The sequence below is a fragment of the Salinibacterium sp. M195 genome (genome assembly GCF_019443965.1).
Classification (GTDB): domain Bacteria; phylum Actinomycetota; class Actinomycetes; order Actinomycetales; family Microbacteriaceae; genus Rhodoglobus.
On the sequence record NZ_CP040814.1, the window covers coordinates 1,230,249 to 1,247,914 of the forward strand.

Annotated in this window: 16 protein-coding genes and 1 tRNA gene; 15 read left to right on the forward strand and 2 right to left on the reverse strand. The window is 60.9% G+C overall.

Annotation, left to right across the window (positions count from 1 at the left end; translation table 11 throughout):
• The first annotated feature begins 66 nt into the window (after window positions 1-66).
• From FFT87_RS05865 to FFT87_RS05930, 14 genes are all read left to right on the forward strand, one after another.
• On the forward strand, window positions 67-1,026 hold the full coding sequence (locus FFT87_RS05865; protein ID WP_219950389.1) for a thioredoxin domain-containing protein: 960 nt from the start codon (window positions 67-69) through the stop codon (window positions 1,024-1,026).
• Window positions 1,027-1,368: 342 nt separating this feature from the next.
• Window positions 1,369-2,538 (forward strand): ROK family transcriptional regulator, encoded by a 1,170-nt coding sequence (locus FFT87_RS05870; RefSeq protein ID WP_219950390.1) that lies wholly within the window; start codon window positions 1,369-1,371, stop codon window positions 2,536-2,538.
• Window positions 2,539-2,633: 95 nt separating this feature from the next.
• Window positions 2,634-3,422 (forward strand): ABC transporter permease, encoded by a 789-nt coding sequence (locus FFT87_RS05875; RefSeq protein WP_219950391.1) that lies wholly within the window; start codon window positions 2,634-2,636, stop codon window positions 3,420-3,422.
• Window positions 3,422-4,180, forward strand: coding sequence for an ABC transporter ATP-binding protein (locus FFT87_RS05880; RefSeq protein WP_219950392.1), 759 nt, complete (start codon window positions 3,422-3,424; stop codon window positions 4,178-4,180). The genes FFT87_RS05875 and FFT87_RS05880 overlap by 1 nt, the downstream gene beginning before the upstream one ends.
• Window positions 4,181-4,246: 66 nt before the next feature.
• Window positions 4,247-5,266, forward strand: coding sequence for an ABC transporter substrate-binding protein (locus tag FFT87_RS05885; RefSeq protein WP_219950393.1), 1,020 nt, complete (start codon window positions 4,247-4,249; stop codon window positions 5,264-5,266).
• A gap of 41 nt (window positions 5,267-5,307) precedes the next feature.
• Window positions 5,308-6,327 (forward strand): Gfo/Idh/MocA family protein, encoded by a 1,020-nt coding sequence (locus FFT87_RS05890; RefSeq protein ID WP_219950394.1) that lies wholly within the window; start codon window positions 5,308-5,310, stop codon window positions 6,325-6,327.
• A 32-nt stretch (window positions 6,328-6,359) separates the two neighbouring features.
• Window positions 6,360-7,790: a sulfatase gene (locus FFT87_RS05895; RefSeq protein ID WP_219950395.1), complete on the forward strand. Its 1,431-nt coding sequence runs from the start codon at window positions 6,360-6,362 to the stop codon at window positions 7,788-7,790.
• Between the two features lie 189 nt (window positions 7,791-7,979).
• The gene (locus FFT87_RS05900) at window positions 7,980-8,327 is read left to right on the forward strand and encodes a YciI family protein (RefSeq protein WP_219950396.1); all 348 of its coding nucleotides are present in this window, start codon (window positions 7,980-7,982) and stop codon (window positions 8,325-8,327) included.
• Window position 8,328: 1 nt separating this feature from the next.
• Entirely contained in the window at window positions 8,329-9,588 is a 1,260-nt protein-coding gene (locus tag FFT87_RS05905; RefSeq protein ID WP_219950397.1) for an RNA polymerase sigma factor, read from the forward strand.
• A 194-nt stretch (window positions 9,589-9,782) separates the two neighbouring features.
• Entirely contained in the window at window positions 9,783-10,772 is a 990-nt protein-coding gene (locus FFT87_RS05910) for a LacI family DNA-binding transcriptional regulator (protein ID WP_219950398.1), read from the forward strand.
• 38 nt (window positions 10,773-10,810) lie between these two features.
• A complete protein-coding gene (locus FFT87_RS05915) occupies window positions 10,811-12,121 on the forward strand; it encodes an ABC transporter substrate-binding protein (protein WP_219950399.1) in 1,311 nt (436 codons plus the stop codon).
• Between the two features lie 67 nt (window positions 12,122-12,188).
• Entirely contained in the window at window positions 12,189-13,199 is a 1,011-nt protein-coding gene (locus FFT87_RS05920) for a carbohydrate ABC transporter permease (RefSeq protein ID WP_255560082.1), read from the forward strand.
• Window positions 13,199-14,101 carry a carbohydrate ABC transporter permease gene (locus tag FFT87_RS05925; RefSeq protein ID WP_219950400.1) on the forward strand — a complete coding sequence of 301 codons (903 nt, stop codon included), beginning with the start codon at window positions 13,199-13,201 and terminating at the stop codon, window positions 14,099-14,101. Before FFT87_RS05920 ends, FFT87_RS05925 begins: the two co-directional genes overlap by 1 nt.
• Window positions 14,098-15,687: an alpha-amylase family glycosyl hydrolase gene (locus FFT87_RS05930; RefSeq protein ID WP_219950401.1), complete on the forward strand. Its 1,590-nt coding sequence runs from the start codon at window positions 14,098-14,100 to the stop codon at window positions 15,685-15,687. The genes FFT87_RS05925 and FFT87_RS05930 overlap by 4 nt, the downstream gene beginning before the upstream one ends.
• 64 nt (window positions 15,688-15,751) lie before the next feature.
• Here the strand turns inward: FFT87_RS05930 and FFT87_RS05935 are convergent, their stop codons facing one another.
• Window positions 15,752-16,342, reverse strand: coding sequence for a YdeI family protein (locus FFT87_RS05935; protein WP_219950402.1), 591 nt, complete (start codon window positions 16,340-16,342; stop codon window positions 15,752-15,754).
• 101 nt (window positions 16,343-16,443) lie between these two features.
• Between FFT87_RS05935 and FFT87_RS05940 the strand changes: the two genes are divergently transcribed.
• The gene (locus FFT87_RS05940; RefSeq protein ID WP_219950403.1) at window positions 16,444-17,484 is read left to right on the forward strand and encodes an alcohol dehydrogenase catalytic domain-containing protein; all 1,041 of its coding nucleotides are present in this window, start codon (window positions 16,444-16,446) and stop codon (window positions 17,482-17,484) included.
• A 99-nt stretch (window positions 17,485-17,583) separates the two neighbouring features.
• Here FFT87_RS05940 and FFT87_RS05945 read toward each other — a convergent pair.
• Window positions 17,584-17,657, reverse strand: a tRNA-Thr gene (locus tag FFT87_RS05945).
• Window positions 17,658-17,666: the final 9 nt, after the last annotated feature.

A 17,666-nucleotide genomic window follows, 5' to 3' on the forward strand; every position in this document is an offset into this window, starting at 1 on the left:
TCAGGATTCAGTTGGGCAATTCCCAGAGATTGCTCCTAGAATTCGACAAGTGCGCCGTCTTTTCTGGTGCCCGACACAGCGATAAATACGGCAGATGAGGTTCGATTGAGCAACGGCAATTCCGGCGACAGCCGACTCAGCAAGAATGAGCGACGAGAAGCGGCTCGTGAGAAAGCCCGCATCCAGCGTGACGAACAAAAGAAGAAAGATCGCCGCACCAAGCTGTACCTTCAGGGTGGAGTCGGACTCGCCCTCGTTGCGATTGTTGCCGTCATTGCCCTCGTGCTCGTCAACTCGAACCAGCCTGCAGGCCCAGGCCCCGAGAACTTTGCCAGCGATGGCGTCCAGTTGAGTCAGGGCTTCATCGCGACGCCTACCGCGGCACTCGCGGCAGATGCTGAGCCCATCGCGAACGATCGTGACGAAGAGTCCGGAGTTCTCGACATTCAGATGTATGTCGACTACCTCTGCCCCATCTGTGGAGACTTTGAAGCGGCGAACGGCGAGTACATCGAGAGCCTCGTAGACAATGGCGCGGCAACCCTCGAAGTCCACCCCATCACCATTCTTGACCGCTTCTCGCTCGGTGAGCGCTACTCCTCGCGGGCAGTAAATGCTGTCGCGTGTGTTGCAGACTCCTCGCCCAACGAGTTCTACGCGTTCCACAAGCTGTTGCTGTCAGAAGACATCCAGCCGGCGGAAAATACCACAGGCTTGAGTGATGATGACTTCGTCACGCTGCTCGGCACCGCTGGTGTTGACGATGTCGCTGCCGTCACAGAATGCATCAATGACGAGACGTTCAAGTCGTGGGTCGCAAACTCAACGGCCCGTGCACTTGCGGGCCCCATCCCCAACTCTGATGTAGCTCAAGTGACCGGAACCCCCACGGTTCTCGTCAACGGAATTAAGTACGAGGGTGCAGTAAACGACCTCGTCAGTTTCCAAGCGTTCGTCGCTCAGGCTGCCAACGACGACTTCATCGAAAGCTCCACTCCAACGCCCGAGCCCACCCCCACCCCGTAGGTAACTCTCGCGCACGAAACGGGCCCCCGATCCAGCTGGATCGGGGGCCCGTTTCGTTGTGCAGAGGAGTGCTGACGAGCCGAAGGTGGACGACTACGTTTCAACGCCAGCGTGTACCTCATCGATCGTGTTCTTACGCCTCCTGTTGCATAATTTCGTAGCAAGATTCACGGGGATCCGCGCCTAGCGCAGGTCCCCATTTTTTGTGTTCGGATGCCCGGAAACCCGGGGGCTATTGTGCATTCGTGTGGGGTTTCCGCAGGCCGCGAGATAGCCCTCAGCGATGCGCTTTCGTTACCTCGCGGCTTGACTTTCCTCCTCTGGCAGAGTTATTTTCTCTAAGTGAGCAATGAAGCCGGAAGTAGATTCGACGAGGCAACGTCTGTACGTGCCCAAGTCCTGACGATGCTGCGCGACAACGGGCCATTGCCGCGAATCGAACTCGCTCGTCGAGCTCACCTCAGCCCGACAACCATCACGCGTGCCGTCAGCCAACTAGTCGACGAAGGCGTGATTGTCGAAGGCAACTCCATCTCGCCGACTAAGCTCGGTCGCCCGGCCACCGAGATATCCATCGTTCGCGATGCATTCGTCGTCGTCGGCGTTCAAGTCGGAGTCGGCTTCGTTCAACTCGGTCTCATTGACCTCCTGGGCGGCACCATGGCATCCAGCTCGCTCAACTACGAGATCGAGACTCCAGCCGCCGACGTAATGGTCGAAGCTGCCGCTGCGATCAACCAACTTATTGCGTCATCGGAATATGACCCGTCGATGGTCATCGGAGTCGGCGTCGCAGTGCCTGGCCCCGTCGACATCGCCGGCCGGAGCATCCTGCTCCCCATCAACCTCGACTGGCGTGACGTTCCCGTCGCCGACATTCTGGAGCCCCTGACGGGACTTCCCGTCACCGTTGAGCACAACGTACGATCGATGGCGCTCGCCGAAGCCCGCTTTGGGGTCGCCAAAGACCTCGGCAGCGTTGCGTTAATCTACCTGCGAACTGGCCTCGGAGCCGGCCTCGTCGTTGAAGGGCAACCCTTCGCTGGCGGAGTTCGCGGCGCCATCGAGCTGGGCCACCTGCACGTGATCGACAACGGGATTGCCTGCGTCTGTGGGGGAAACGGATGCCTCGAAACTATCGTGAGCGAAGGTGCCCTACAGCGCCAGCTCATCGCAGCCGGAATCTCAGCAAACGGCGGGGGAGCCCTCACCGCGCTTTACGCCGCCGCCGACACGAACGACATCGCCCGAGCATCCATCGACACGATCATCACGCAACTGGCCACAGCGATGTCGGCCATCGTGAACCTGCTCAACCCCGACGTGATCTTGCTCGGAGGTGCGCTCGCCGAGGTGCCGCAGGCATTCTTCGAGCGCCTTACCGAGCAGACCCGCCAACAGGTCTTTCCGCTCATCCGCCCCCTCGTTCGTATCGAGCCATCATCGCTCGGCATGTACGCGGGAGTGCTTGGTGGCGGAACCGCTGCGTTGGAACGCTACTTCTACATCTAACCCATAACTTCCCTACCAACTGAAGAGGACCGGACAATGACGTCGAACAGGATCGCGACATGAGTGCACACAAGGCCGAGCCAGAGGCCCTAACAATGACAACACCCACAGTCGTTGCAGAGGACACCGAAAAGGGCGAGCGTTCTCTCAAAGGACTGTACGTTCTCACGTTCTTCGTAGGGATCGGGATCTGGACGTTGAGCGCGGTACTTTCGCGCAATGACCTCATCCCGACCCCGGTTGACGTGGTTGCCAGCTTCGCTGAACTCATCGGCAACGGAACCCTCTGGGGCCACACCATAACGAGTCTCAGTCGCGTCACCACCGGCTTTCTTCTTGGCGTTGCGCTAGCAATTCCGGCCGGATTCCTGATGGGCTGGTACTGGCTTGCTCGCGGAATGCTCGAACCGTGGATTCAGTTCTTCCGCACCATCCCGCCGCTCGCGCTCATCCCGCTCGTCATCGTGATCCTCGGAATTGGCGAGCCTGCCAAGGTCTTCGTCATCTTCCTCGCCGCCTTCCTCTCGTGCGTGCTCGCAACCTTCCAGGGCGTGAGAAACGTGGATGTCACGCTCATCAACGCCGCGCGAGTGCTGGGTGCCAAAGACTTCACGATCTTCACCCGCGTGGTGATTCCGGCATCCACCCCGTTCATTTTCGTCGGAATGCGCGTTGCACTCGGTGCCTCCTGGGCGACGCTCGTCGCGTCGGAATTGATTGCAGCGCCCACTGGCCTCGGCCGGATGATGCAACAGGCTGCGCAATTCCTTCAAACCGATCGCATCGTCGTCGGAATCATCATGATCGGTGCCCTCGGCTTCATCATGGACCGTTTACTTCTCCTCGCCGAACGGCGACTTACCCGCTGGCAGGAGACTCGCTGATGCCTCTCATCTCGATCAAAGACGTCACCAAGATTTACAACACCGAGCGAGGCCGCACTGTCAGCCTCGACAACGTCAGCCTTGACGTCGAACAGGGCGAATTCATCACCCTCGTTGGGCCAAGTGGCTGCGGCAAGTCCACGATGCTCAACCTCGTCGGCGGACTGCTCATGCCCACCTCGGGCCAAGTGCTCGTCAACGACGAACCCGTCAAAGGCCCCGGCCCCGACCGCGGAGTGATCTTTCAGCAGTACGCCTTGTTTCCGTGGCTCACCGCTCAAGAGAACGTTGAGTTTGGGCTTCGCCTCCAGAAGGTTCCCAAGAAGGAGCGGGCCGAGCGAGCCATGCACTACTTGAGCCTCGTCGGCCTTCAGGACTTCGCCAACGCGTTGCCCAAGGAACTCTCGGGCGGAATGAAGCAACGTGCGGCTATCGCGCGGGCCTATGCCGTGCATCCATCGGTGCTGCTCATGGACGAGCCATTCGGTGCGCTTGACGCCCTCACCCGGGTGCAGATGCAGGATGACCTGCTCGAGACCTGGCAGAAAGAGAAGCGCACCGTCGTGTTCATCACGCACGACGTTGACGAAGCCGTGTACCTCGCTAGCCGCGTGGTTGTCATGAGCCCCCGCCCCGGTCGCATCAGCGAAATTATCGACGTTCCCCTCGCGTATCCCCGCGGGGAGGAGATTCGGCTCTCTCCCGAGTTTGCCGAAATTCGCGCCAGAGTCTGGCGCGGAGTGCACCACCACGAATGACCCAACCACTCATTACCAATCACTCATCACCAATCACCAATCACCAATCACAGGCAAGGACGCCCCATGAAGAAGAAAATGCTCGGTGCGGCAGCAGTCGCCGCAACATTTGCTCTCGCGTTGACCGGTTGCGCAACGGACTCCGGCAGCACGGAAGCCGGCGATGACGCAGTCTCCATCAACGTCGGTTACATCGACACCAGCATCAACGGCGTTGGCATCATCGCCGTTGCAGACGACCAAGATCTCTGGACCAAGGCTGGTCTCGACGTCAACCTCATTCCCTTCACCAACGGCCCGACCCAGATTCAGGCTATGGCCAGCGGATCGCTCGACGTCGGCTACATCGGTGGCGGCGCCATGTGGATGCCCGCCTCAGGTCAAGGCACCGTAATCACCCCGAACGAGAGCACCTTTGGCGACTACCTCATCGCTTCTCCCGCATCGGGAGCGACTTCGATGAAGGACCTCAAGGGCTTGAAAGTGGGAGTTCCTGACGGTGGCTCCGGAGAAATGATTCTCGCGCTTGCGCTCGAAGAAGCCGGACTGACCGAAGCTGACATTGAGCGCATCCCGCTGGACCCGCCGAGCGTTGTTTCGGCATTCGTTGCCGGCCAGATCGACGTAGCCGCAATTTTCTCGCCGCTAAGCGATCAAATCTTCGAGTCGGTTCCCGACGCGAAAATCATCGCTAACAACGTTGACTTCCCCGAAACTGAATTCTTGGGTGCCTGGGTTGCGTCGAACGATGCAATTGCGGACAAGAGCGAAGCTCTCACGCGTTTCCTCGAGGTCTTCATCCAGGCCAACGACTACCGCATCTCTGACACCGAAGACACTGTTGCTTTGTCAGCTGCGCTCTCGGGTGCCCCCGCTGACCAGCTCCAGAGCCAGGCAGATGGCCTCGAATGGTGGACGTCTGACCAGATTCTGGCCGACAACGCCGACGGATCAACGTTTGAGCGTTTCGGTGCCTTCACGCAGCTCTTCGTCGAGGTCGGTCGCCTGACCACCGATGAAGCTGCAGCCCCAGAGGACTTCATCAACGTCGACCTCTTCGCCACAGCAAAAGACAACCTCAAGTGACCGGTCGGCTAGGGACCGGTGCTCCGGTCCGAATAGGGATCGTGGGCGCCGGCTTCGTAGCCGACTTCTACCTTCGAGCATTCGGCAGCATCCGCGGGCATGACGTAACGGTTGTTGCGGCACGCTCGGCGGAGTCGGGGGCAGCATTCGCGGAACGCTTCGGCATTCCGGTTGTCGTCTCCACTGTCGCTGAACTCGTGGAGCGCGACGATGTCGATATCGTCATCGTCGCGCTCCCTCAAGACCAACACGTTGCAGTCGTTGCCGCTGCGGCGGCAGCGGGCAAGGGCATCATTTGCACCAAGCCGCTTGGCCGTAACTCTGCCGAAGCCGCGGAGTGCTTGCGACTCGTTCGTGAGGCAGGCGTCTGGCACGCTTATGCCGAAACGGAAGTGTTTGCTCCGGGCCTCGTGAAAGCGAAAGAACTCGTGGATGCCGGCGCCGTTGGCCGAGTGACTTCGGTTCGAGCGCGGGAATCCCACGGGCATCCGCACAAGCACGCTCGCGACGCATCGCGTTCTGGCGGCGGACCACTGCGCGCTCTCGGCTGCCACTGTGTCGCCATCGGGCGCTGGTTCATCGGCTACGACACCGCTCCCAAGGAAGTCTTCGCGTGGGGTGCACGACTCTCGCGCGACGACGTTGAGACTGAAGACACCGCTGTAGCGCTCATCCGCTTTGAGGATGACCGCATGGCTCAGGTCGAAGTGAGCTGGGGCCACATCGCCGGACTGGATGTGCGCAACGAGATTCACGGAACCGCGGGCTGGATCGGCACCGACGAAACCGGCAATACGGGAATCCGTGCCTTCGCGGGAAAGCCCGCCGACTACGTCGTCGAAAAAGCGGGAGCCGCCACCGGTTGGATCACCCCGGTGCCAGACGAGCCGTGGGTCTACGGCTACCACGGAGAACTCACCCACTTCGTGGAGTGCTACCGCGCCGGCGTCGAGCCGCGCCAAACCTTTGCCGATGGCTACATCGACAACGCAATCATTGATGCCGCGTACCGCTCCATGGAGGTCGGAACCTGGGTTCCGATCGACATGTCTGCGCTCTAAGACGCGCCACGCTGAACGACGAAAGAACACCTATGACTGACAAAGCAACGCGCCGCCCCAACATCGTGATGATCCTCACCGACGATCACGCCTCGCATGCGATCGGCGCCTACGGGTCGGTCGTCAACCAGACTCCGCGCATCGACGAGATCGCCCAGCTGGGATGGAAACTCGACAACTGTTTCGCGACCAACTCGCTGTGTTCGCCGAGCCGGGCATCCATTCTCACGGGGACATATAGCCACATCAACGGTGTCAGCACGCTCGTCACCCCGATCGACGCCAGCCAGCCGACCTTCATCTCCCAGCTGAAAGAGGCGGGCTACCGCACGGCCATAGTCGGCAAGTGGCACATGGGGGATGGCGGAGAAGCTGACCCCCAGAACTTTGATTACTGGGATGTGCTCATTGAGCAGGGCGAGTACCACGATCCGAAATTCTTGAACCCGGATGGGCTGCGCACGGTTCCCGGCTATGCCACCGACGTGATCACCGACCTGTCACTCAAGTGGGTTGACGAGCTCGAGGGTGACGACCCGTGGTGCGTTCTGATCTATCACAAGGCACCGCACCGCCCGTGGGAGCCCGATGAGAAGCACGCCGGTATGTACTCCGACCCCATCCCGGTTCCTGCCACCTTTACCGACGATTATGAGACGCGCACGTCATCCGCTCGCCGGGCCGCGATGCGCATCGCCGAAAACCTCAACGAAGACGACCTCAAGCAGACGCCACCCGAGGGGCTCACCTACGACGAGCTCGCCCTGTGGAAGTACCAGCGCTTCATGGAGGACTACCTCGCGTGCGTTGCCTCGGTCGACGACAACGTTGGCCGTGTCACCGACTGGCTCAAGGAGCGCGGCGACTTCGACGACACCCTGCTCATGTACAGCTCAGATCAGGGCTTCTTCTTGGGCGACCACGGCTGGTTCGATAAGCGCTTCATGTACGAAGAATCGCTGCGGATGCCGTTCGTTCTCAGCTACCCCGCGCAACTTGCAGCGGGCAAGTCGTACGAGGGCATCGTGACCAACGTAGACCTCGCGCAGACCATCCTCGATGCGGCCGGTGTGGAACACCACCCACGGATGCAGGGCCGCAGCCTGTGGCCAGACCTCATCGAAGTTCCGGATGTCGAACCCGCCGAGGGCATGTACTACCGCTACTGGGAGAACGACGATGTCTTCCACCGCGCGCCCGCCCACTACGGCTACCGCACCGACCGCTACAAGCTGATCTTCTTCTACAACGACGGGCTCGGAGTGCCTGGAACCGGGCCGTTCTCGTACCCTTCCGAGTGGGAAATGTACGACCTCGAAACCGATCCCGACGAACTCAACAACGTCTACGGAACGGCCGAATACGCCGAAGTCGAAGCAGATATGAAGGTCAAAATGTGGAAGGCGCAGGCATCGTTCGAAGACGAGCCGCACCCCAGCCAGCCGAAGCCGGTTGGCGTCTAATAACTTTTCTGAAGTTTTTTGCAGGGCACGTGTCGATTCGGCACGTGCCCTGCGTCATGTCAGTGAGGGCAGGGAAATCCCCGGCCCCGAAACGACATGATTAGTGTTGGCTGCACGCAGTTCTCATCGTCATGTCCGTCGTTGTCGGCCTCTTCGGCCACACTTCACAGATCGGCTAGGGAGAAAAACATGCAGTATATGATCCTGATTCATTCTGAACCCATGGATGGCCCGAACCCGGGAGAGCCCGGATTCGAAGACACGATGGCGCCGTGGATGGCGTACAACCAGAAGCTGATTGATGGCGGTCACTATGTTGCCGCCGACCAGCTCCAGGGCATCGAAACCGCGACCACGATCCGTCGGGCATATGGGGCAGGCGACACCATCGTTGATGGCCCGTTTGCTGAGACCAAGGAACACCTCGGTGGCTTCTACATTGTGGAAGCCAAGGATCTCGATGAGGCGCTTGCGCTTGCTGCTGAGGTTCCGATTCCGGCCGGCTCGCTCGAGGTTCGCCCGGTGGTGCCCTCGTAGCGTGCCCGACAACTCAGAGGCGGTCACCCGCCTGGCGCGTGAGGAGAGCGCACATGTGCTCGCTCTTCTCGCGCACCGCTTTGGGCTCGACATTGCCGATGATGCCGTGCAGGATGCGCTTGTCGAAGCCCTTAATTGGAGCAGCGTTCCCGACAACCCTGCTGCGTGGCTCTACACGGTCGCGCGCAATCGTGCCGTCGACCGCGTACGGCGAGACGCCTCCGCTGCTCGACGATTGGCGCGGGCAGCGCCTGATCTCGTGCTGGCCGCAGAGCGCAACAGCGGCAGCGGCGCGCACAGCGGCAACGATGAGGAGGCGCCCGAGATGATTGACGATGCTCACTATTCGGGCGACGAACACCTGCGGTTGCTGCTGCTCTGTTGTCACCCGGCGCTGGGTCGAGACACCCAAGTGGCGCTGACCCTGCGGCTCGTCGGCGGGCTCACGACAGCCGAGATCGCCGCAGCGTTCTTGCTGCCCGAGCAGACCCTCGCTCAGCGGATCGTGCGGGCAAAGCGCAAGATTCGTGACGCCGGCATCCCGCTCAGCATCCCCGAAGACCTCACATCGAGAGTCGATGCCCTGCTTACCGTCGTGTACCTGATTTTCAACGAGGGCTATCTCTCGCGGGGGAGCGGGGCCGGTGCCCGCATCGATCTCGTGGAAGAAGCAATCCGCCTCACTATCACCGCACGCGAACTGCTCCCGGGCAACGCCGAAGTCGAAGGGCTGCTGTCGCTCGAGCTCTATGCTCGCGCCCGCCACGACACTCGCTTTCGAGGCGATGAGCTTATTCTCCTCGAGCAACAAGATCGCACCCGCTGGGACGGCGAGCTCATCGAGCAAGCCAACGGGCTGCTCCGCGGCGCCCTCAGTCGGCTGCAGCCGGGACCGTTCCAAACCCAAGCGGTGATCGCGCGCCACCATGCCACCGCGCGCACCGCCGCCGACACCGACTGGCCGGCCATTGCATCCGCCTATTCGGTGCTGCTGGCGATGACGGGTGGCTCTCCGGTCGTCGCCCTCAACCGTGCCGTCGCGGTGTCGATGGCTGATGGGCCAGATGCCGGTCTGCGTCTGCTCGATGAGGTCACCGGGCTCGATAACTATCATCTGTATTGGGCCGCGCGCGCCGAACTGCTCGTGCGTGCCGGTGACGCGGATGCCGCGGCTATCGCCTTCGCCCGAGCGCGCGAGCTTGCCACGAACACAGCCGAGCAACATCACCTCGATCGGCGGATTGCCGAGCTGCGCGGCTAGCTTCCCGACGATGGCTCCGGATTCACAGCCGTTCGGAACAACGCGACCGCATAGCGCCACCACCGTCGTACATCTCCCGCAAAGTGCTGTTTAGTAAACGTTTGCGTAACGTAGAACTCCTTCCCTAATCTCTTCAGCGTAGGCAACGCAAACGATTACGTACTCCGCTGAGCACGCACCCAAAGGAGGGGCATATGACGACCATTAGAGACGTCGCTCGAGTCGCAGGAGTATCGCCAGCCACCGTTTCGCGTGTCGTCAATGGTCTCGTCGGCTATTCGACGGAGACCCAACAGCGAGTCGAAGAAGCGATCGCTGAGCTCAACTACGAACCCGATACTCTCGCACGTGGTCTCAAGACGAAGCAGACATCAGTGATCGGAGTTCTGGCGCCGGTGGTATCGGATGCGCTCGCATCGGAAATCATGAGCGGTGTCGAAGCGGCGGCACGTTTGCGTGGCTATTCGGTGATGCTGGGTCGCACCGGGCCAAGCTCGACCTACGCGGCGAGCTACCTCCGTACGTTGCGCACCTACCGCGCTGCTGGCGTGATCCTGATTTCTGCCGCGGTGACCCCAGAGATGCGGCGCGTTCTGGGCTCGAGCGTTCCGCTCATGTCGGTGGCCATTCGCGATGGTCAACGTTTTCCGAGTCTCGCGATCGATGACGAAGTTGCGGCCTACGATGGCACCCGTTTTTTGATCGGGCTCGGCCATCGGCGCATCGGCTTACTGGCCGGCGATCCGTCATCCGTTCTCGTCAACAAGCTGCGGATTCGTGGCTATTTGAGAGCGATGACAGAAGCGAAATTGACCCCCGTGCTTGAGTCGGGCAATTCGCTCTATGACTCGGCACCCCCGGCGTTAGCCCGGTTGTTGAATCAGGACGCTGGCCTCACCGCGGTCTTCGCTCTCAGCGACGAGATGGCGGCAGCGGTCGTCAATGAACTGCAGCGGATGGGGCGGCGGGTTCCCGACGATATTTCGGTGTTGGGCTTCGACAACACGCGCACCTCGCAGCACGTGCATCCGGCCCTCAGCACCATTGCGCAACCGCTCGAGCGGATGGGGGAGCTGGCCGTTGAACGCCTGCTCGCCACCCAAGACCTTTCCGACGGCCCGACTCCCCGAATCTTGCCCCATCGCCTGATCGAGCGCGGAAGCACCTCAACTTTTACCGGATAACAGTGCACGACCCCACCACCAAGAAAAAGGAGTAAATCATGATGCAACGACGCCGTGATCGACGAGTCCTCGTCGGCTTAGCGATCGCCGCTACCGCAGCGATCGCCCTCACTGCCTGCACCGGCACCTCGACAGGCAGCGCCCCGGCTACAGACGAAGAACTCGAAGGCCGCGGGCCCATCCAGTACGTCAGCAGCCCTGACGCCTCTGGTGCTGCCCAAACGACCATCGATGCGTGGAATGCTGAACACCCAGACGAACAGGTCACTTGGGTTGAGCTTCCGTTGGATGCCGACCAGCAGCGCCAGCAAATGGTTCAGAATGCGCAAGTCGAGGGCGACAGCTATTCGGTGCTGAACCTCGATGTTGTGTGGACGAGTGAGTTTGCCGCCAATCGGTGGATTACCGCTCTTCCGGAAGACGCCATCCCCTTCGACGAGGAGATTCCCGCAACTGTTGAAGCCGCAAGCTATCGCGGAATCGTGTACGCCGCGCCTTATTACACCGATGGCGCACTGCTCTACTCGCGAAGTGATCTTTTGACCGCGGCTGGCATCGATGCGGCGCCGCAGACCTGGGCAGAGATGCAAGACGCGTGTGACGCCGTTCTTGCTCTTCCTGAAGCGGCCGACATGTCCTGCTATGCAGGCCAGTTCGATAAGAACGAAGGCCTCACGGTGAACTTCAGCGAGGCAGTCAACTCCGCAGGCGGATCGATGTCTGACGCCGATGGCAACCCGACAGTCGACACCCCAGAAGCTCTAACCGCACTCAACTTCTTGGTCGACGGTTTCGATTCGGGAATGATTCCCCGCGAAGCAATCACCTATCAAGAAGAGCAAGGGCGTCAAGCTTTCCAGGAGGGCAACCTCGTATTCCTTCGCAACTGGCCGTATATCTACAAGTCACTCTCGGCGACCGACGGCTCATCGAACGTCAACGGTAAGTTTGAGATCAGTGCAATTCCTGGCGAAAACGGCCTCGGCGTTTCGACCCTCGGCGGTCGCAACATCGCGATCTCTAGCTTTGCCGAGAACAAGGCAACGTCTCTGGACTTCATCGAGTTCTTCACCTCGCGTGTACAGCAAGAAGCCCGTCTCGACCTCAGCTCGCGTGCCCCCGTGTTCGCCGAATTCTTCGAAGATGAGGCGATTACGGGGCAGTACCCGTACCTGCCAACGCTGCTCGCCTCGCTCGATAACGCGCAGCCACGGCCCAAGGTTGTTCAGTATGGCGCCACCACGGCCGCAATCCAAGACGAAATCTACGCTGCGCTGAATGGTGACAAGACCGCCGAAACCGCGCTGGCCGACCTGCAAGAAAAACTCACCGCAATAACCGCGGGCTAGCTCGCACGATCAGGGCGGTCGCGCTAGCGCCGGCCGCCCTGAACCGCACTCCACAGAAAGTTTCGCTATGACCTCATCGACGACTCTCCCGTCGACTGGCAGCCGCAAGGTGTTTGCGCGACGCAGCAACGACAGCGTTCAGCGCGAGGGCAGAATGGCATCGCTGCTGCTCTCGCCAACGTTTATTGTGCTGGTTCTCGTGATCATGTATCCGCTGCTCTCCGCCGTCTATCAGTCGCTCTTCAGCGCCAACTCTGGCCTCGATGCCAACGGGTTCGTGGTCGAGGGCGAAACCTTCGTGGGCTTAGGCAACTACGCCGAAATCTTCGCGGGGGCGGAATCCGGACGTTTCTATAACGCCCTGTGGAACACCACCTTTTTCACGTTCGTCACTGTTTCGCTGGAAACCGTGATCGGCGTTGGTTTCGCCGTTGCCATGAACCGAGCCTTCAAGGGTCGCGCGTTCCTCCGCGCCGCCATCCTCATCCCCTGGGCTATCCCCACCGCAGTCTCCGGACTGTTGTGGCGCTGGATCTTCCAATCAAACGGAATCGCCAACGACCTGCTCAACACTCAAATCTTATGGACAGCGGAAGGCTTCGCCGCCCAGGCCGCCGTGATGATCGCCGAAGTGTGGAAGACCGCACCCTTCATCGGCCTCCTCGTGCTCGCCGGAATGCAGCTCATTCCGGAAGAGGTATATGAGGCATCGAAGTTGGATGGTGCTAACGCGTGGAAGCAGTTCGTCTCGATAACGCTTCCCCTTGTTCGCCCGGCACTCCTCGTTGCGGTGCTCTTTCGGTTGCTCGATTCCCTGAGAATGTTTGACCTCCCCTTCGTGCTCATCGGGCCAAGAAAGAGTTCGGTCGAGACGCTGTCTATTTTGGCGTGGGACCAATCCAATCAATTGCAGTACGGCACAGCATCTGCGTTCGCCATCATTCTTCTGCTCTACGTCGCCGTCATCGCTTTCGTCTTCATTCGCCTGCTTGGCGCAGATGTTGCTGGCGATGCTGATGCCAAAGCCACGAAGCTGTCCCGCAGAAAAATCTCTCAAGCACAGAAGGAGGCGAGATAGTGACTACCGTATTTGAACGAGAAGTAATTGCCGCTAGCGGTGCACGTGCCCGGCCCGGCAGTGGGCGCAAGCGGGCCACCGGCGTTGCCGGCATGATTACCCGCTGGGTGGGAATCGCGATCGTCGCGGTGTACTGTCTTGCCCCGTTCTATTGGATGCTCGTCTCGAGTTTCCGCACCACCAACGACATTTTTGACACCTCCCTGTTGCCGACCACGTGGTCGCTGGAGAGCTATGCGCAAGTGTTCGATTCGTCGAATGACTTCGGGCGTTCACTCCTGAACAGCCTCATCGTCGCGGGGATCACGACAGTGCTCGCGCTTATCTTGGGCATCTTCGCGGCCTATGCGATTGCGCGGCTCAAGTTTCGCTTCAAGTCGGGCATCCTTGCGGTCATCATTGCAACGTCGATGTTCCCGGGCATCGCCGTTGTTGTTCCGCTGCTGCGGCTCTTCACGGACATCGGCTGGATCAACACCTACCAGGCGATGATTGTGCCGAGCCTGTCATTCGCAATTCCGCTCGCCGTGTGGAACCTCACCACGTTCATGAAGCAGCTTCCCAATGATCTTGAGCAGGCCGCAATGATCGACGGCTGCACCAAGTGGCAAGCATTCACGAAAATCTTGCTACCGCTCGCCGCGCCCGGTGTCTTCACAACAGCCATTCTCACGTTCATCCACAGCTGGAATGAGTTCATCATCGCGCTCTCGATGGCTAATGACCCGGCTATTCAGACGGCAACAGTAGCCATCTCCAAGTTCACCGGAGCGAGTGACTTTCAGGCACCGTTTGGCGCGCAGATGGCGGCAGGCGTAATCGTCACCATCCCCCTCATGATTGTGGTTCTTCTCTTTCAGCGCCGCATCGTTGAAGGCCTCACCTCGGGCGCGACCAAGTGAGCGGCTGGTGGGACAACGCCGTCATCTACGAGGTCTATCCGCGCTCGTTTGCGGATGCCGACGGTGACGGTATCGGGGATCTTCGAGGGATCATCGATCGGCTTCCTTACCTGGCATCGCTTGGCGTTGAGGGGCTATGGTTGACACCTTTTCAACGGTCACCCCAAATCGATCAGGGCTATGACATCAGCGACTACTGCGATGTCGACCCGCTCTTTGGGACCCTGACCGATTTCGACGAGTTGCTCGCTGCGGCGCACGAGAAGGGGATGCGCATCCTTGTCGATATTGTGCCGAACCACACGTCGATTGAGAATCCTCTCTTCGAAGCGGCACTCGCCGCCGGCCCCGGGTCGCCGGAGCGGGACATGTTCATGTTTCGCGAAGGTCGAGGCGACAACGCAGAGCTACCGCCGAACAACTGGATCAGTGTGTTCGGTGGCCCGGCCTGGCATCGAGCGCTGCCTGAATCTGCTGACGATACGCAGTGGTTCCTGCACCTCTTCTCGGCGGCACAACCCGACTGGAATTGGCACAATCCCGCCGTGGCCGAATACTTCCACGGCGTCATCCGTTTCTGGTTCGACCGGGGTGTTGACGGCATCCGCGTCGATGTAGCGCACGGCTTGTTCAAGGCGGCAGGCTTGCCCGACTCCCCAACGGTGCCGGTGGTGATCGACGGGCTGCGTTCGAACCCCTCGGCGATGGACCAAGAACCGGTGCACGCCGTCTATCGAGAGTGGCGTCGCATCGCAGATGAGTATGACCCGCCACGGCTTCTGGTCGGGGAGGTCAACCTCGAACCAGAACGTTCGGCGCGCTACACGCGGCCTGATGAACTGCACCAAACGTTCGCTTTCTCGTTCGCCAAGCTCGGCTGGGATGCAGCGGAATGGTCGGCAGTGGGGCAACAGTTGGAGACCGTTCGGCGCACCGTTGGCTCGGCACCGAGTTGGGCCCTCGAAAATCACGACATTGTTCGCACCGCAACACGGTTTGGTGCTGGCAGTCGTGGTCGTCAGCGTGCCCGGGCTGCACTCGTTGCGCTGCTTGGCCTCCCCGGCACCATCTACGTCTATCAGGGGCAAGAACTTGGGCTGCCGGAAGTAGACGTTCCGGTGGCCCAGCGTGCTGACCCCATGTGGTTCAACGGCGGAGTGAGTCGGGATGGTGCCCGCGTTCCACTGCCCTGGACGACGCAGGCTTCGGGAACCTACGGTTTCTCTTCGAAGGACGGTGTTGATTCGTGGCTACCGGCTCCCGAGGGGTGGGGCGAATACTCCGTTGATGCTCAAGAAGCCTCGGATGCGTCGATGCTGACGCTCTTCCGCGCGGCTTCTGCATTGCGGGCGCGGATGCCGCAGCCACAGCCACAGCCGACAACATCCGTCAACGCGTTCGCCCTCGAGTGGACCCTCGATGCTGATGGGCGACTTATGGTGCGGCGCCGCGACGGCGTTCGAGTTGTAGTGGCAATGGGCGAAACCGCGGTGACGCTACCTGCCGGCGCGGTGCTGATTAGCTCAGAGCCAGTCGTGGACGGCGTGCTGCCAGTGGATGCCGCAGCCTGGGTGGCACCGGAGTAACGCGCTGTCGCTGTTGCTCTGACGCCTGCGGTCGCGACGCCGCTCAGACGGCGTGCGCCTCCAGCTAAGGTCGGGGCTTGGGCTGCGCATGGTGGTGCTCACCGATCGCGCCTTTCTCCACGATGTCCCGGATGCGAGCTGCGCGAACTGAGGGTGTCTTGATGCCGGTCACGCGGGCATAAATCTGAAAGCGCACGCTCTTGGTGAGGCCGGCGTGGAACTCTGCCGAGGCGGGGTTGGCGTCGAGGGCAGTCTGCAGGTCTGGGGGAGTCGTCAGGTTCTTCATGCTGTACGCAGCGTCCCAGCGGCCATCCGCTTTAGCGCGCTCGACTTCGGCGAGACCTCCTGGACGCATTTGGCTCTCCTCAATGAGCCGCGCAACATGGTCGCGGTTGATCTGAGACCACGGGCTGTTCTTGCGGCGCGGGGTGAATGATTGCAGGGTGTAGTCATCATCGAGGCGTGAGGTTTGGCCATCGATCCATCCGAAGCACAGCGCAACGTCGAGTGCTTCTGACCAGGTCATGCCGACGGCCTTGGAGAGCTTCTTGCGCAGTTTGAGGCGCACGCCGTCGGGCGAGGGCGAGTTTTCGAGGTAGGTCGTCCACTCGGCGATCGTTACGTCGAGGATGGGTTTGTCGGCGAAGCTGACCATGACCTCATGCTACTGAGGGCCACTGACGCTCGGCCGGTACCCCTGCCGCCTGAGCAAACACTGATTCGTTGCTGGACGCCAAACAGGCGTTGAATAGGGGTATGCGAGCTACTTACATTTACGGCGCGGGCGATGTCCGCGTGATCACTGCCCCTGACCCCAAGCTCATCGAGAGCACCGACGCCGTGGTGCGCATCACGCGCGCATGCGTCTGCGGCAGCGACCTGCACCCCTTCCATTCAATGCCAGCGGATGCGGATGCTCGCCCCATCGGTCACGAATTCATTGGCGTGGTCGAAGAGCTCGGCAAGGACGTCTCGACTCTCTCGGTCGGCGATTTCGTCATCGCCCCGTTCGCCTATTCCGATGGAACCTGCGAGTTCTGCCTCCAGGGCCTTCAGACGTCGTGCGTCCACGGCGGTTACTGGGGCAACGGGGGAATCACTGGCGGCCAGGCGGAAGCCGTGCGTGTTCCTTACGCTGACGGCACTCTCGTAAAGGTTCCTGGCACGGTCGATGAGTCGCAGTATGCCGGCCTTTTGTCGCTCTCCGACGTCTACGCCACCGGGTGGCATGCCGCCCACAAGGCGCGCGTCGCTCCTGGCCAGACCGTCACAGTGATCGGCGACGGCGCTGTCGGCCTCCTCGCCGTGCTCTCGGCCAAGCAGATGGGCGCCGAGCGCATCATCCTCATGGGCCGCCACAAGGCGCGCACCGACCTCGGCATCACGTTCGGAGCCACGGATGTCGTGGCCGAGCGAGGCGAAGAGGGAATCGCCCAAGTGCGCGAGCTCACCGGCGGCACGGGAAGCCACGCGGTTCTCGAAGCTGTCGGATTCATGCCCGCCTACGAGCAGGCCCTCGGCGTCGTTCGCGCCGGTGGAGTGATCAGTCGCGTAGGCGTTCCGCAGTATGAGGAGGCCCCCGTTGGCCGCCGAAGCCTCTTCGGCAAGAACGTCACCCTCACTGGTGGTGTGGCCCCCGCTCGCGCCTACATCGAGCAGCTGCTGCCCGGCGTGCTCGACGGAACTGTGAACCCCGGCCTCGTCTTCGACCAGACCGTCAAGCTCGAACAGACCCCCGATGGCTACACCGCCATGGATGAGCGCACGGCTCTCAAGGTGATGGTCGACCCGACGTAGCAGCGTGCACCGCATCCTGCCGACAGGCGCTGGTTAAACAGCAATGTCGAAGGCCGCTAGGGTTAAAACAACCCCGACGGCCTTCGACATTCTTTGCTGGGCCTCCTGTCGGATTCGAACCGACGACCCCCGCTTTACAAGAGCGGTGCTCTAGCCAGCTGAGCTAAGGAGGCTTGGACCAA

Coding starts and splice junctions, on each gene's coding strand:
- FFT87_RS05915 (WP_219950399.1), top strand. CDS start 10,811: ATGATGCAACGACGCCGTGATCGACGAGTCCTCGTCGGCTTAGCGATC.
- FFT87_RS05875 (WP_219950391.1), top strand. CDS start 2,634: ATGACAACACCCACAGTCGTTGCAGAGGACACCGAAAAGGGCGAGCGT.
- FFT87_RS05920 (WP_255560082.1), top strand. CDS start 12,189: ATGACCTCATCGACGACTCTCCCGTCGACTGGCAGCCGCAAGGTGTTT.
- FFT87_RS05910 (WP_219950398.1), top strand. CDS start 9,783: ATGACGACCATTAGAGACGTCGCTCGAGTCGCAGGAGTATCGCCAGCC.
- FFT87_RS05900 (WP_219950396.1), top strand. CDS start 7,980: ATGCAGTATATGATCCTGATTCATTCTGAACCCATGGATGGCCCGAAC.
- FFT87_RS05940 (WP_219950403.1), top strand. CDS start 16,444: ATGCGAGCTACTTACATTTACGGCGCGGGCGATGTCCGCGTGATCACT.
- FFT87_RS05895 (WP_219950395.1), top strand. CDS start 6,360: ATGACTGACAAAGCAACGCGCCGCCCCAACATCGTGATGATCCTCACC.
- FFT87_RS05885 (WP_219950393.1), top strand. CDS start 4,247: ATGAAGAAGAAAATGCTCGGTGCGGCAGCAGTCGCCGCAACATTTGCT.
- FFT87_RS05935 (WP_219950402.1), bottom strand. CDS start 16,342: ATGGTCAGCTTCGCCGACAAACCCATCCTCGACGTAACGATCGCCGAG.
- FFT87_RS05880 (WP_219950392.1), top strand. CDS start 3,422: ATGCCTCTCATCTCGATCAAAGACGTCACCAAGATTTACAACACCGAG.